At 54.1% G+C, this 12,799-nt stretch carries 15 protein-coding genes; 13 read left to right on the top strand and 2 right to left on the bottom strand.

Annotation, left to right across the window (positions count from 1 at the left end; translation table 11 throughout):
* The 7 genes from ACXJJC_RS03490 to ACXJJC_RS03460 form a co-directional block, all read left to right on the top strand.
* A partial coding sequence (locus ACXJJC_RS03490) for an ABC transporter permease subunit (RefSeq protein ID WP_456369442.1) occupies positions 1 to 341 on the top strand: 341 nt, incomplete at its 5' end.
* A gap of 4 nt (positions 342 to 345) precedes the next feature.
* Entirely contained in the window at positions 346 to 1,101 is a 756-nt protein-coding gene (pstB, locus tag ACXJJC_RS03485) for a phosphate ABC transporter ATP-binding protein PstB (protein ID WP_456369441.1), read from the top strand.
* Entirely contained in the window at positions 1,098 to 1,505 is a 408-nt protein-coding gene (locus ACXJJC_RS03480; RefSeq protein ID WP_456369440.1) for an arsenate-mycothiol transferase ArsC, read from the top strand. The genes pstB and ACXJJC_RS03480 overlap by 4 nt, the downstream gene beginning before the upstream one ends.
* Complete coding sequence (locus ACXJJC_RS03475) at positions 1,480 to 2,094, top strand: phosphate signaling complex PhoU family protein (RefSeq protein ID WP_456369439.1); 615 nt, start codon at positions 1,480 to 1,482, stop codon at positions 2,092 to 2,094. The genes ACXJJC_RS03480 and ACXJJC_RS03475 overlap by 26 nt, the downstream gene beginning before the upstream one ends.
* A 36-nt stretch (positions 2,095 to 2,130) precedes the next feature.
* The gene (locus ACXJJC_RS03470; protein ID WP_456369438.1) at positions 2,131 to 3,363 is read left to right on the top strand and encodes a DHH family phosphoesterase; all 1,233 of its coding nucleotides are present in this window, start codon (positions 2,131 to 2,133) and stop codon (positions 3,361 to 3,363) included.
* Positions 3,341 to 3,745: a 4Fe-4S binding protein gene (locus ACXJJC_RS03465; protein WP_456369437.1), complete on the top strand. Its 405-nt coding sequence runs from the start codon at positions 3,341 to 3,343 to the stop codon at positions 3,743 to 3,745. Before ACXJJC_RS03470 ends, ACXJJC_RS03465 begins: the two co-directional genes overlap by 23 nt.
* Positions 3,742 to 5,478, top strand: a complete 1,737-nt coding sequence (locus ACXJJC_RS03460; protein ID WP_456369436.1) for an aldehyde ferredoxin oxidoreductase N-terminal domain-containing protein — start codon at positions 3,742 to 3,744, stop codon at positions 5,476 to 5,478. Before ACXJJC_RS03465 ends, ACXJJC_RS03460 begins: the two co-directional genes overlap by 4 nt.
* 2 nt (positions 5,479 to 5,480) lie before the next feature.
* Here ACXJJC_RS03460 and ACXJJC_RS03455 read toward each other — a convergent pair whose 3' ends face one another.
* Positions 5,481 to 6,491 carry an NAD(P)H-dependent glycerol-3-phosphate dehydrogenase gene (locus tag ACXJJC_RS03455; protein ID WP_456369435.1) on the bottom strand — a complete coding sequence of 337 codons (1,011 nt, stop codon included), beginning with the start codon at positions 6,489 to 6,491 and terminating at the stop codon, positions 5,481 to 5,483.
* A gap of 27 nt (positions 6,492 to 6,518) precedes the next feature.
* Positions 6,519 to 7,181, bottom strand: a complete 663-nt coding sequence (gene pyrF, locus ACXJJC_RS03450; RefSeq protein ID WP_456369434.1) for an orotidine-5'-phosphate decarboxylase — start codon at positions 7,179 to 7,181, stop codon at positions 6,519 to 6,521.
* Positions 7,182 to 7,285: 104 nt separating this feature from the next.
* On the opposite strand from pyrF, the gene hxlB reads away from it, so the two are divergent.
* The 6 genes from hxlB (at position 7,286) to ACXJJC_RS03420 (ending at position 12,776) form a co-directional block, all read left to right on the top strand.
* Positions 7,286 to 7,855, top strand: a complete 570-nt coding sequence (gene hxlB / locus ACXJJC_RS03445; protein ID WP_456369433.1) for a 6-phospho-3-hexuloisomerase — start codon at positions 7,286 to 7,288, stop codon at positions 7,853 to 7,855.
* 9 nt (positions 7,856 to 7,864) lie between these two features.
* A complete protein-coding gene (locus tag ACXJJC_RS03440) occupies positions 7,865 to 8,914 on the top strand; it encodes a M42 family metallopeptidase (protein WP_456369432.1) in 1,050 nt (349 codons plus the stop codon).
* A gap of 254 nt (positions 8,915 to 9,168) precedes the next feature.
* The gene (locus ACXJJC_RS03435) at positions 9,169 to 9,447 is read left to right on the top strand and encodes an AF_0619 family ribbon-helix-helix protein (protein WP_456369431.1); all 279 of its coding nucleotides are present in this window, start codon (positions 9,169 to 9,171) and stop codon (positions 9,445 to 9,447) included.
* Entirely contained in the window at positions 9,414 to 9,740 is a 327-nt protein-coding gene (locus ACXJJC_RS03430) for a PIN domain-containing protein (RefSeq protein ID WP_456369430.1), read from the top strand. Before ACXJJC_RS03435 ends, ACXJJC_RS03430 begins: the two co-directional genes overlap by 34 nt.
* A 410-nt stretch (positions 9,741 to 10,150) precedes the next feature.
* Positions 10,151 to 12,478 carry a tRNA(Met) cytidine acetyltransferase TmcA gene (locus tag ACXJJC_RS03425; RefSeq protein WP_456369429.1) on the top strand — a complete coding sequence of 776 codons (2,328 nt, stop codon included), beginning with the start codon at positions 10,151 to 10,153 and terminating at the stop codon, positions 12,476 to 12,478.
* Complete coding sequence (locus tag ACXJJC_RS03420) at positions 12,459 to 12,776, top strand: ASCH domain-containing protein (RefSeq protein ID WP_456369428.1); 318 nt, start codon at positions 12,459 to 12,461, stop codon at positions 12,774 to 12,776. Before ACXJJC_RS03425 ends, ACXJJC_RS03420 begins: the two co-directional genes overlap by 20 nt.
* Positions 12,777 to 12,799 lie beyond the last annotated feature (23 nt).

Here is a 12,799-nt window from a genome sequence, read left to right as displayed (position 1 = left end):
TCGGGGCAACGAGGTGGCAGACCGTCAGAAACGTCGTGCTGCCGAGCGCAATGCCCGGGATCATGACGGGCGTGATTCTCGCCCTCTCGAGAGCGATAGGTGAGACCGCTCCGCTCATAATGATCGGCGCTGCCACGAGCATATTCTCTCCGCCGAAGGGCATTTTCAGCACGTATTCTCCTCTTCCAATGCAGATATTCATGTGGACCGACATGCCGAAGGAGGAGTTTCTGCACGGGCTCGCCCCCGCGGGAATAATAGTCCTGCTGGTGGTGATGCTCTCCATGAACGCGTTTGCAGTTTACCTGAGGAACAGGTATGCCAGAAAACTCAGGAGGTGAATGTATGGAGGCTGTGTTCGACGTCAAAAACCTTTCAGTTTATTACGGTGAAAAACCGGGAATAAAGAACGTGAGCATGCAGATATACAGGAACAGGGTTACCGCGATAATCGGACCCAGTGGCTGCGGGAAGTCCACGTTTCTGAGAACGCTCAACAGGCTTGTTGAGCTCGTTGATGGAGTGAGGGTTGAGGGTGAGGTGGTCTTCGAGGGGAAGAACATATACGACAGGGACGTGGATCCGGTCGAGCTCAGGAGAAAGATAGGCATGGTCTTTCAGCACCCAAACCCGTTTCCAAAGAGCATATTTGACAACGTTGCCTACGGTCCGAGAATTCACGGAATCAGGGACAGAGAAAAGCTCAGAGAAATCGTGGAGGAGAGTCTGAAAAGGGCCGCCCTGTGGGAGGAGGTCAAGGACAGGCTGAACGATTCCGCGCTGAGCCTCTCCGGAGGTCAGCAGCAGAGGCTGTGCATAGCGAGGGCAATAGCCACGAACCCGGAGGTGATACTCTTCGACGAGCCAACATCTGCCCTCGACCCCATAGCGTCCTCAAAAATCGAGGAACTGATGGTGGAGCTGAAGAAGAACTACACAGTTGTCGTCGTGACCCACAACATTCAGCAGGCAGCGAGGATAAGCGATTACACCGCATTTTTCTGGATGGGAGAGCTGATAGAATACGACAGGACTGAGAAGATATTCGAAAATCCGGAGAACGAGCTCACGGAGAGGTACATAACGGGGAGAGTAGGATGAGGGTCCTTTTTGTGTGCGTTGAGAACTCCTGCAGGAGCGTAATGGCGGAGACCGTTTTCAACAGCCACGCTAAAAAGTGGAGGGCTGAGAGTGCCGGGTTGAGGAAGGCCAGCTCCTATGACTCAAGAGCTATCGACGTTCTGAGGTCAAGGGGGTACGATGTCGAGATCAGAGAGCCGAGGGAGGTTGGCGAGCTGGACCTCAGCCAGTACGACGTCGTGGTGACGGTGTGCGATGAGGGGTCGTGCGTAACACTCCCCCACCATCGCATTGAGGCGTGGAAAGTGGAGGACCCAAAGGGGAAGGACGTGGCAGAGTATCTGAGGGTCCTGAAGGTTATTGAAGGTAAGGTTCTCGACCTTGTAAGGAGGTTGGAAGATGAAGGTGCTGGAAGAAAGACTTGACAGGATAAGGAGCGAGCTTGTCGAGCTCCATCACCTCTCCAAGAAGGCGGTGGAGCTCTCGATCGCTGCTATGTACGGGGGAGAGGACGAGGAGCTGGAAGTGGGAAGAATAGAAAAGCAGGCCGATGTCATGAACACAGACATCGAGAACGACTCGCTGTCTGCAGTCGCACTGTTTCAGCCCGTGGCGAAGGACCTGAGGTTTCTCTCGACCGTGATGAGGCTGTCAGGAAACTACGAGAGGATAACAGATCTCGCACTCAAAATCGCACAGTCCACCGTGGACAGCGACTTCTGCAGGGACAAACTCGAGGAGATGCACGCCACGGTTCTCGAAATGTTCGACATAGTTGAAAACGCGCTGAAGGGAGAGGTGGAGGGGATGAAGGGGGAGCTGGTGTCGAGAGACGACAGGATAGATCTGCTAAAGAGAGAGGTGCTGGACCAGGTGGAGGGCAGGGTGCTGGACAGAAACATGCTGGGCATAATATTCGCCGCCACACACCTTGAGAGGATTGGAGACATTCTCAGCAAGAACGGTGCGAGGATAATATTCATCGAGGAGGGGCGGAGAGTCTGGATCAAGTGACAAAAATTTTAATTATTATTATGACGACAAATCGGCATGGATTACATCGTCGATGAGAAGTTCAACAGGCTTATTGACGAGGTCGCCGACAGGTTCCTGAAAAAGGAGAACGGTGAACAGGTCACAGTTATACACCACAACGACGCTGACGGAATCTGCTCCGCTTCCATTCTCAAGGCGATGCTCGAAGGGATAAACGCGAACTTTGAGCTGATCTGCGTTGAGAAGGTCTATCCTGCTGTGATAAGGAAGATACACGAGGGCAGGGAGGGAATTTTCATATACACCGACCTCGGTGGTCTCGCGTCTCACGTCATAGAGCAGCACACCGGTGAGAACAGCGTTTCCTTCATAATAGACCACCATCCCGCAAAGCTTACCGACGGCGACAGGGTGTACATACTCGATCCGGAACTTGCCGGGGTTTCCGGTGACGTTTTCATATCTGCATCGGCCCTCAACTACCTCTTCGCCAGGAGGGTGTGGCCGGGGATAGAGGACTACGCATACATAGCCCTCCTCGGTGCAGTTGGCGATTACCACGACAGGTACGGTGGGGTGCTCGGTTTTGACAGGTACGTTCTTAACGAGGCGGTCAGGCTCGGTCAGGTGACGATAAGGCTCGAGGGCGTCAGGGAGAGGTACTTCGTCGAGGGTTTTGAGGAGTATGCGGACGTCATTGCGAGGAGGCTCACGATACTCGGGGCCGTGGGCTACCTGGAGAGGGGGTACAGCGATGGAGTGGATGCGTGCTTCAACGGGTTCAGCGAGAAGACCCTGTCCAAGGTCGAGAGGCTTGAGAGGATGAAGGAGGAGAAGTTCAGGGAGGAGATAGAGAGGCTGATGAACGAGGGGATGAACGAAACCGAGCACGTGCAGTGGTTCAGCGTCGGGAACAGATTCGATCCAATGGGCGTGAAGGTCATAGGCGAGTTCTGCCAGACGATAAAGGACATGAGCTTCATCAGGCCAACAAAGTACATAATCGGCTTCCAGAACATTCCCCCCGTCATTCCGGACGTTGGGGAGATAGACTGGAGAGGGGTGAAGGTAAGCGGGAGGACTCCGTCAACCCTCGAGAGGCAGATACTCGGCGGAAAGATGCCCGGGTTCGATGTGCTGATTCCGAAGGCGAGCGAAATCGTCGGGGGTTACGCGGACGCGACCCACAAGATAGCCGCTGCAACGGTGATAGACCTCGGGAAGGAGGAGAAGTTCGTCATGGCGATGGAGGAGGTCATCAGGGATGAAGGTTCTCAGACTCGCTGATGTCGAAAAGTGCGTGGGCTGTGGACTCTGCATGTTCGCATGTTCGAGGAAAAATGTGAGGGATCAGCGCATCGGCATTGGGCATGCAGGAATAAGGGCCGTCAGTCTGAGCGGTTTTGAGAGAGGTGCGACCGTGATCTTCTGTCACGCGTGCAGAGAACCCCCGTGCGCCCAGGTGTGCCCGACAAACGCGCTGAAGCCGAGGAGAGGTGGAGGAGTGACGTACTCGGAGAAGGACTGCCTCGGGTGCGGGACGTGTGTGAGCGCGTGCAGAATCGGGGCAATATTCGAAAGGGACGACGGGAAGATTGCGGTGTGCATTCACTGCGGGTACTGCGTGGACTTCTGCCCTCACGGCGTGCTCGAGGTGGTTGAGGCATGAGGGACAGGGTGCTCAGGATAAACCTCTCGGACTACAGCTACGAGGTCGAGGAGAGGCCGGAGCTTGTGGAGGAGTGGATAGGCGGAACGGGGATTGCCGTTCACCTTCTCAGGGAGAGCATGGGCAACCTGAAGGCAGACCCGCTGGGAGAGGAGAACGCCGTGGTGTTCGCCACGGGCCCATTCACCCTCGCGTACCCCTACGCCTCGAAGACCGTCGCGATGTTCAAGAGCCCCCTGACGGGAGAGCTCGGCGAGAGTCATGCCGGTGGCAGGACGGCAACTGCGATCGCGTCTGCAGGATACGCGGCGGTGGTTATCGAGGGTAAGAGCGACAAGCCGGTGTACCTGGTCATAGATGGCGAGAGGGTCGAGTTCCGGGACGGCAGGTCCTTGAGGGGGATCAGGGACTCCCTCATCCTCGGAAGGATACTTGCAGAAATTGAGGGTGGAAAGGGCGTCAGGAGCATAATTCGAGCAGGATATGGCGGGGAGAGGCTCGTAAGGTTCGCATGCATCACAACGGAAACGTACAGGCACTTCGGCAGGCTCGGACTCGGGGCGGTTTTCGGCAGCAAGAACCTGCTCGCAGTCGTCATAAGGGGAAAGAGGACTTACAAACCAGCGGATCCAGAGGGATACAGGGAGGTGTACAGGGAGATCTACAGGCTCGGAGTCGAAAGCGACGCAATGAAGAAGTACCACCTTCTCGGTACAGCCGAGAACGTCCTGCCGCTGAGGGAGCTCAGGGCTCTGCCGGTGAAGAACCTTACCGAGAATTACATCGAGTGCGAGGACATCAGCGGGGAGAGCCTCGCTGAACACAGCCTCGGCAGGAGAATCGCCTGCAGTCACTGCCCGACTGCGTGCGTACACATTGCCGTGCTCAGACAGGAGTACGAGAACGAGAGGTACTTCTACAAGACTCTCATGATCAGCTACGACTACGAGCTCGTATACGCCCTCGGCACGATGATTGGTGTAACGCGGAGGGAAGACCTGCTGAGGCTGATACACAGGGTGGAAACCTACGGACTGGACGCGATAAGCACGGGGGTGTGCTTAGCGTGGGCCACGGAGGCGCTCTCAAGAGGGATTGTTGGCACAGAACAAACGCTCGTCAGCCTGAGCTTCGGGGATGCGGATGGGTATCTGAAAGCCATAGACTACCTCGTCGAGCAGCCAAACGAGTTCTACGCAGCCCTCGCGAGGGGTGCGAGGTACGCGGCCCGGAAGTACGGTGGCGAGGAGTTCGCGGTGGCCGTGGCCGGAAACGAGATTCCCGGATACAACACAGGGTATGCGAACTACATCGGCCTTCTGATTGGTGCGAGACACAGCCACTTGGACAACGGTGGGTACTCGCTCGACCAGAAGCACCCCAACCTTTCGCCCCAGGAGATCGTGGACAGGCTCGTCAGGGAGGAGGCGTGGAGGCAGATCCTGTCGAGCCTCGTGGTGTGCTACTTCGCGAGGGGCGTTTTCAGCCCAGAACTCGTCAGCAGGGCGTTCTATCCGCTCGGTATCGAGATTGGCAGGGACGAGCTTGAGGAGAAGGGCATGGCAATATACCGGGAAAAGCTGAGGCTGAAGAAGGACATGGGCTACACACCGTCACTCTCAGACCTGCCGGAGAGAATACTGAACGCTGAAACTCCTGCAGGCAGGCTCAGCAGCGAGGTCTTCGAGGAGGCGCTCGACTACTACCTGAAGAAGTACTACTCAAAGGTGTGAGGTTAGAAGAGGTCCTGCACGACCTCTTCTGCATCTTTTCCGTTGTAGAGCACGTCGTTTATTCCGTTCAGGAGTGGCAGCTCTTCGAGCTTCAGCTTCCCCCTGTGGTCGAGGGTTTCTGCGAGTCTGTAGGCCCTCTCAGCGTTGACGTATCCCTCTATGACTCCGACGCCCCTCCTCTCAAGCTCTTTGAGTGCAGAGTTCGTGTCGTAGCCCTTGCCGAGCAGCTCACCGAGCATTCCGTTTCGTCCACCCCTGAAGGTGGCTATCAGGTCCCCGATACCGGTAAGGCCGTATACGGTGCCCGCGTCACCACCATTGGCCCTCACGATAATGCCGATCTCTCTGAGAGCCTGGGTCACGATTATGCCCTTGAGGTTGTTCATCGTCACATCCTTTCTGCTCTCTATACCCCTTATCCAGGCGATCGCTATTGAGTAAACGTTCTTCAGAGCCGAGGCTGTCTCGCATCCCACGATGTCGCGAGACGGAGTTATCCTGTAGTAGTCCGTCTCAAGGCGCTCCTTGACCACGCTTAGAGTGTCGTGGCCCAGCGAGGAGTACACAACGTGGGTGGGCAGCTTCTTCGCAACCTCCTTCGCGATCGACGGGCCGGTTATGGCCACCACCCTTTCCTTCAGGTCCTTCCTCTCGTGCCATATCGCCTGTGGAATGGTCAGGATCTCTCCCTCGTCTATAAATCCCTTTGCGAGCGTGATGATCACCTGATCCCTGAGAGAGTCTGATATCTGCTCGAATATTGGCATCACACCCTCGGTGCTCACGGCTATGACCAGAATGTCCGCGTTCACCGCCCTGTCGAGCTCATCCGGACCGAGGATTTCACTGACCGACACTCTCTCGTCTATCCTCGGGTGTTTCTCCCCCATCCTCAGCTTTTTGAGGATGGGTACGTCGTATTCTGTTCCCCACAGAACGACCTCGTTCTTCTCAGAGTAGGGTATTGTGAGGGCCGAGCCCATGGCACCTGCTCCAAGAACCGAAACTCTCATGGATTATAATAGAATTTTTAGCATTGATTAGCTTTTTCGTTCCCCGCGCATCTCTCTCGCCGCACTCTCGATCTCCGTCCTGATGCTCCTCGCCACCTCCTCGGGGTTTTCTGCGAGGTAGATTGACCTCCCCACTATCACCCCGTCCGCTCCGGCCCTGACGACCTCCGCAGCTACACCTCCCTGAGCACCAACACCCGGGCACAGGATCCTCATGTCTCCTGCAGCATCTCTTATCTCCCTGACTCTTTCCGGCCTCGTGCCCGGGGCGATCAGGCCGTCACAGCCGGTTTCGGCTGCGAGTTTGACGATCTCAAGCGCGTGCCGGGACATGAACTCCTTTCCTCCCCGGCTGCTGAGCTCCGTAACAACGTACACCTCCCCGCCGAACTCTCCTGCGACCTCCCTCAACCTCAAAAGCACGTCCCTCCCCACGAATCCGTGGGCTATCACCGCACTGGCACCGCTCCTGAACGCTATCTCTGCGATGAGTCCGCTGGTGTACGGGATGTCAGCGATCTTGAAATCCGCTATGACCGGCCTTATTTCGGAAAGCGCAGAAATGATCTCGATTCCTGCAGACAGAACGAGCGGGTAGTTTACCTTCACGGCAGACACATGCTCTGAAACGCGCTCCGCTATTTCGAGGGCCTTTTCCGCATCCATCAAATCGAGGGCAAGAACAAGCATGTCTGGATTTTCCGGAGGAGTGAATTTAAAGATTCCCGGCGTATTTATTATTAATCCCAAAATTTAATAGCCGACAGCGAACAAACATTCAGAAGGGGGTAACGATGACCGGTGAGCAGATTATAAAATTCCTCGATGCGATGGAGAGCCAGATAAGGACGCTGAAGGAGAACCTGAACATCGAGGAGATAGAGAGGATGATAGAGTCCATCCAGAACGCGAAGAGCATCTTCGTGCTCGGTGCCGGAAGAAGTGGTTTTGTGGCCAAGTCGTTTGCGATGAGGTTGATGCACTGCGGGTACAACGTTTACGTCGTTGGAGAGACTGTAACTCCGAGAATCGGAAAAGAGGACCTTCTCATTGCAATTTCCGGATCGGGAGAAACCACGTCGGTTGTCAACATAAGCAGGAAGGCCAAGGAGCTCATCGGCTCGAAGCTCGTGGCGATCACAAGCAACAACTCATCCTCCCTCGCCAGGATGGCAGACATAGTCGTCACGATAAAGGGCAAGATAAAAACAGAGAGGGATGAGGAGCTTTCAAAAATCGCCCCCCTCGGAACGATGTTTGAGCTGACTGTGATGATATTCCTGGACGCGCTGATAGCGGAGCTGATGAGCGTGAAAAACCTGACGGAGAAGGATCTTGAGGACAGACATGCGGTCCTTGAATGAGGTGGTGAAATGTACGAGGATCTCGAAAACCTGATCAGGAGGTTGAGTGACGCGCACGGAATTTCCGGATACGAGGACGAGGTAAGGGAGATAATAAGGGCCGAGCTCGAAGACCACGTGGACGAGATCAGGGTGGACAGGCTCGGGAACATAATATGCATCAAGAACGGGAACGAGTTCACGGAGATGCTTGCGGCCCACATGGATGAGATCGGCTTCATGGTGAAGTACATCGAGGACAGCGGATTTCTGAGGGTCACGCCCATAGGCGGGTGGTTCAGCCAGACTGCCCTGAACCAGAGGGTGGTACTCCACGGGAGGAAGGGCAAGGTCGTCGGAGTCATAGGGTGCAAGCCACCCCACTTCATGAGGGATGACGAGCGGAGGAAGGTGATAGAGATCAGGGACATGTTCATCGACGTCGGTGCTGACAGCAAAGATGAAGTTAAGGAGCTGGGCATAGATGTTGGCACCCCCGTTACGATCGACAGGAGTGCCGAGAGGATTGGCGACAGGATCACGGGAAAGGCTCTCGACGACAGGGCCGGAGTTGCGGTGATGATTGAGGCCATGAAGAGGACGGAGAGCAGGGCCACAGTTTACGCGGTAGGGACAGTCCAGGAGGAGGTGGGACTCAAGGGAGCGAGAATTTCCGCGTACGCCATAACTCCCGACGTCGCCCTTGCACTCGACGTCGCCCCGTCTACAGATTACCCCGGTGCAGAGGGTGTGAAAATAGATGTCAGGCTCGACAGGGGACCCGTCATAACGGTCGCTGACGCTTCGGGCAGGGGGCTGATTGCTCCGAAGAGGGTTCTGGACTGGCTGGTTGAGACAGCCGAAAACAGCAAAATTGAGTACCAGCTCGAGGTCGGAGAGGGCGGCACGACCGACGCTACCGCAATCCACCTGACCAAGGAGGGGATACCCACGGGAGTGATTTCCGTCCCGGCGAGGTACATCCACACTCCTGTGGAGGTTGTATCCCTGAAGGACCTTGACCAGTCTGCAGAGCTCGTTGCAAGGTCACTGGAAACGGCGGAGAAGTACTTCAGGTAAAGGGATTCCATTTTTCTTTTTGAGATTTCGCGTTATTTCATCTACTATTCTCCCTACTGCTCGTCTACAAAAATGGAAGGGTTGTTGAGTAGGTGGTGGGAATTTAGGTCTTGGCTGGATTGATGTCGGAAATAAAACAGAATCCTTGGTTAATTTGATTTGGGAAATGCTCCACAGCGATTATTTGAGGCAAAATCAGTCAGCAATTTGGTAAGGAAGAATACTTAAATACTTGATATCACATAAATACGTGTATGCCCAACATAACCCTGTCGATACCGGATGACGTATACAAGAAGATGAAGAAGTACAGTGAAATTAGATGGAGCGAGGTTGTTAGAAAGGCCATAGTGGATTACTTAGGGAAGTTAGAAGAGACCAGAACAGAAATCAGCACAGGAGACCTTTTAAAAGAACTTGGCAGCGATTTTAAAAAGAGTCTTAGCGAGTTAGAATTCGAAAAGGCTAAAGAAGGATACGAAAAGATGAGGGATGCTGAATGGAGAAGAACCTCTACGATACGAGCAAACTGATTGAGGCATACAGGGACAATGAGAAGATACGGGGACATACAACAATTTTCAATCTTATAGAATTTCCAAAAGCACTGGAATTAGACCTCAATGTTTTGTATCCGTCGAAATCCGATTACAACCTGGGATTGAAGATTTCCACAGAGCTGCTAAAACTCGGAAAGCCAATACCAGCCGTGGATGTGATAATTTCAGCAATTGCCATAAACAACGGATTGAAGATACTCACAAAGGACAAACACTTCCTGTTCGTTAAAGAAGTCGTTAGGGAATTTGAAGTCGTCGTGGATTAAGTTTCATCTTCTGGAGATCTCACAAAATCCCATAAAGTTCTCTATCTTCTCGTCCAATTTCTTCAAGCTCTCTTTTGATTTTTCTGAGAGGCTCAACTGTTTCATTCCTGCATTCGACCAGTCAAAAAAATTTGGCTAAATAAGCCCCGCTATCGGCACTATCAGGCTGAACGCTATTATCGCAGAGGCCATCAGGATCCCGATTATGAACCCGAGACTCTTCAGCGGTGCGGTATCCATGCGTCTCACCTCCCCATGTCTTCTAATCAATACGTATGCATTAGTGGATATAAAATTTTTTGAACAGATAAATAATTACGTAAGTATTGATTATCATCAATAAAAAATAATCATAACCAACTTAGATCACGATCTGTAATTTCCGGGCCGGGAACATTTAAAAACCTGCGATGGCTAAGAGAGTTGGAATGACCGTAAGAGCTCTGATGGGTGAGGTCGAGAGGGCCTGCAGAATTGCGAACGAGAACCGGCACAGGTACCTGGTGTTCATATGCTCCAGAGAGCTTAACGACAGAGTAATGAAGATTGCGAGGAGGGTGTACAAGCACCACCTGAGGGCGAGGGACAGGAAAAAGGGGTCGGAGAGACTTATGCTCGCCGGCAGGAGCTACTTCAACGAGCTCGCAGAGAAGCACTTCGACGGCGATGTGATACACTACAAGGAGAGCGGGAAGGTGCTCGGGCAGACGTATGACAGCCTGATACTGGACCTCACCGAAGGCTTTCACCCAAACGACCTGGGAATTCTGATAGAGACTGTTAGAGAGGGAGGAGTGATTATCGCCCTCTCGCCCCCCGTAGATGCGTGGTTCGACCTCAGGGGCAAGTGGCATGAGGATCTCGTCAGCGAGCCGTACACCGTTGATGACGTCGTTCCGAGATTTTACAGGAGGTTCATCAGGAAAACCCTTCAGGCTCAGGGAGTGATCGTCTTTGACGCCGACAGGAGGAGGATAGTAAAGAGGTACGAGTTTACGAAGGAGTTCGAACCGAGAGAGGAGATAGTGATCCCGGAGAAGAGGGAGATAAAGAGGAAGCTCTACAAGCTGTGCGCGACCCAGGATCAGGTCAGGGTTCTGGAGAGCTTTGAGACGTTTTTCGACAGGAAGAAAGACAGGAAAGCGGTGGTGATAACCGCTGACAGGGGGAGGGGAAAGACGGCCGTTCTCGGAATAGTCACACCCTACATAATATCCAGACTCGAGAGAGTTTTAAAAAGGCCTGTGAGGGTACTCGTCGTCGCACCGAGCCCTCAGGCAGTTCAGACCTACTTCGAGTTCCTCAAAAAGGCCCTCGTCAGGCAGGGCATGAAGAACTTCAGCGAGAAGAAGAGCGGGGATAAGACCACGGTCATCAACAGCAGGTACGCGAGGGTTGAATATGCCCTGCCGATGAGGGCAATGGTGGAGAAGGATTACGCGGATGTGGTCATAGTCGATGAGGCCGCGGGGATAGACGTCCCCGTCCTGCTCAAGATAATTGAGGGTGTCAAGTACGCGGTATTCTCGACAACTATCCACGGTTACGAGGGTACGGGCAGGGGCTTTGCCATAAGGTTCCTTAAGAGGATAGAGCAGGAGGAGGACATCGAGATCGTGAGACTCCACATGAAGGAACCGATAAGGTACGGCTCCGGCGATCCAATCGAGAGGTGGCTTTACGACGTTTTACTGCTTGACGCGCAGCCGGTGGAGCTCGACGAGGATGATGTCGAGAAAATCAAAGGTGGAGAGCTGGAGTTCGAGGAAATAGACAAGGACAGGCTGATAGAGGACGACGACCTTCTCAGAGAGTTCTTCGGGATCTACGTGCTGGCCCACTACAGGAATCGGCCCTCCGACCTGGTAATTCTCCTCGACATGCCCAACCACATCCCCCTGAGGGTGAAGGTTAACGGAAAGACTGTGTGCTCGCTCCACGTTGCCGTGGAGGGAGGTATGGACGAGGAAACCGTCAGGAAGCTGTCGGACGGCTACAAGCCGAAGGGCCAGATCATCCCGGACCTGATCCTCAAGCACTACTGGGACTACGCGTTTCCAGAGCTCACCGGGGTGAGGATAGTCAGAATCGCAACCCACCCGTCCGTCATGGACATGGGTATCGGCAGCCACGCCCTCGAAAAGCTCGTGCAGTGGGCCGAAAGCAGGGACATGGACTGGGCTGGCAGCGGTTTCGGAGTATCACCGGAGCTCCTGAGGTTCTGGTCGAGGAACGGGTTCGTGCCTGTGCACATAACCCCTCAGAGGAACGAGGTCTCCGGAGAGCACACCGTGATAGTGCTGAGGGCCCTGAAGATGCACATCCAGTCCAGGATAGACGACATAAACGCGGAGTTCGTGAGGAGGGTGATAGAGTACCTTGCGGATGAGCTGAGGGACATCGAGCTGGAGACTGCAATCGGGCTGCTGAAAAGCCTGAGGAAGGAGATCAGGACATGCGAACCCGAATTCACGAGAGTTGAGAGGAGGAGGATGAAGAAGTACTTCCAGGGGCACAGCCTGTTTGAGTACATTTCAGACATAGCCCGCCCTTTGGTCAGGTACCACTACACCAGGCTGGATAGGGCGGAGCTCGACGAGAGGGAGGAGAAGGTTCTCGTGGCGAAGTGCCTGATGATGCGCCACTGGAAGGAGATTGACGACAGCCGGGCGTACCGCAGGATGCTTAAGGCTCTGAAAAAGGTGTGGGAGTGGTACCATGGAGCAGAAGAGGATTAATTTTGATCTGGAGTATGTTGAGGCCATAATGAGCGGAAGGAAGGTCACCACCGTTAGGAAGGGCATAAAGAGGTATCCTGTTGGCAGAATAGTTGACCTGACGGTGGAGAACAGACCATTCGCGAGGGCGAGGGTCGATAAGGTCGTCGTTAAGAGGGTCGGGGAGCTGACAGACAGCGATGCCAGGCTCGACGGATTTGAGAACAGGGAGGAGCTTATAGAGGCTTTGAGGAGGATATACGGTAAGGTGAGGGACGAGGAGTTCGTTACGGTCGTGCACTTCACCTTGGTGGAGTGACCATAGCTGCAAACTCCATTGCA

Source organism: Geoglobus sp., from assembly GCF_054018175.1.
The sequence above is the reverse complement of the archived record's forward strand: the minus strand, read 5'-3'. Positions and strand labels throughout refer to the sequence as shown.

Bases quoted from the DNA above. Each gene is read 5' to 3' on its own strand.
- pstB (WP_456369441.1), top strand. From the start codon at position 346: ATGGAGGCTGTGTTCGACGTCAAAAACCTTTCAGTTTATTACGGTGAA.
- ACXJJC_RS03480 (WP_456369440.1), top strand. From the start codon at position 1,098: ATGAGGGTCCTTTTTGTGTGCGTTGAGAACTCCTGCAGGAGCGTAATG.
- ACXJJC_RS03475 (WP_456369439.1), top strand. From the start codon at position 1,480: ATGAAGGTGCTGGAAGAAAGACTTGACAGGATAAGGAGCGAGCTTGTC.
- ACXJJC_RS03470 (WP_456369438.1), top strand. From the start codon at position 2,131: ATGGATTACATCGTCGATGAGAAGTTCAACAGGCTTATTGACGAGGTC.
- ACXJJC_RS03465 (WP_456369437.1), top strand. From the start codon at position 3,341: ATGAAGGTTCTCAGACTCGCTGATGTCGAAAAGTGCGTGGGCTGTGGA.
- ACXJJC_RS03460 (WP_456369436.1), top strand. From the start codon at position 3,742: ATGAGGGACAGGGTGCTCAGGATAAACCTCTCGGACTACAGCTACGAG.
- ACXJJC_RS03455 (WP_456369435.1), bottom strand. From the start codon at position 6,491: ATGAGAGTTTCGGTTCTTGGAGCAGGTGCCATGGGCTCGGCCCTCACA.
- pyrF (WP_456369434.1), bottom strand. From the start codon at position 7,181: ATGCTTGTTCTTGCCCTCGATTTGATGGATGCGGAAAAGGCCCTCGAA.
- hxlB (WP_456369433.1), top strand. From the start codon at position 7,286: ATGACCGGTGAGCAGATTATAAAATTCCTCGATGCGATGGAGAGCCAG.
- ACXJJC_RS03440 (WP_456369432.1), top strand. From the start codon at position 7,865: ATGTACGAGGATCTCGAAAACCTGATCAGGAGGTTGAGTGACGCGCAC.
- ACXJJC_RS03435 (WP_456369431.1), top strand. From the start codon at position 9,169: ATGCCCAACATAACCCTGTCGATACCGGATGACGTATACAAGAAGATG.
- ACXJJC_RS03430 (WP_456369430.1), top strand. From the start codon at position 9,414: ATGGAGAAGAACCTCTACGATACGAGCAAACTGATTGAGGCATACAGG.
- ACXJJC_RS03425 (WP_456369429.1), top strand. From the start codon at position 10,151: ATGGCTAAGAGAGTTGGAATGACCGTAAGAGCTCTGATGGGTGAGGTC.
- ACXJJC_RS03420 (WP_456369428.1), top strand. From the start codon at position 12,459: ATGGAGCAGAAGAGGATTAATTTTGATCTGGAGTATGTTGAGGCCATA.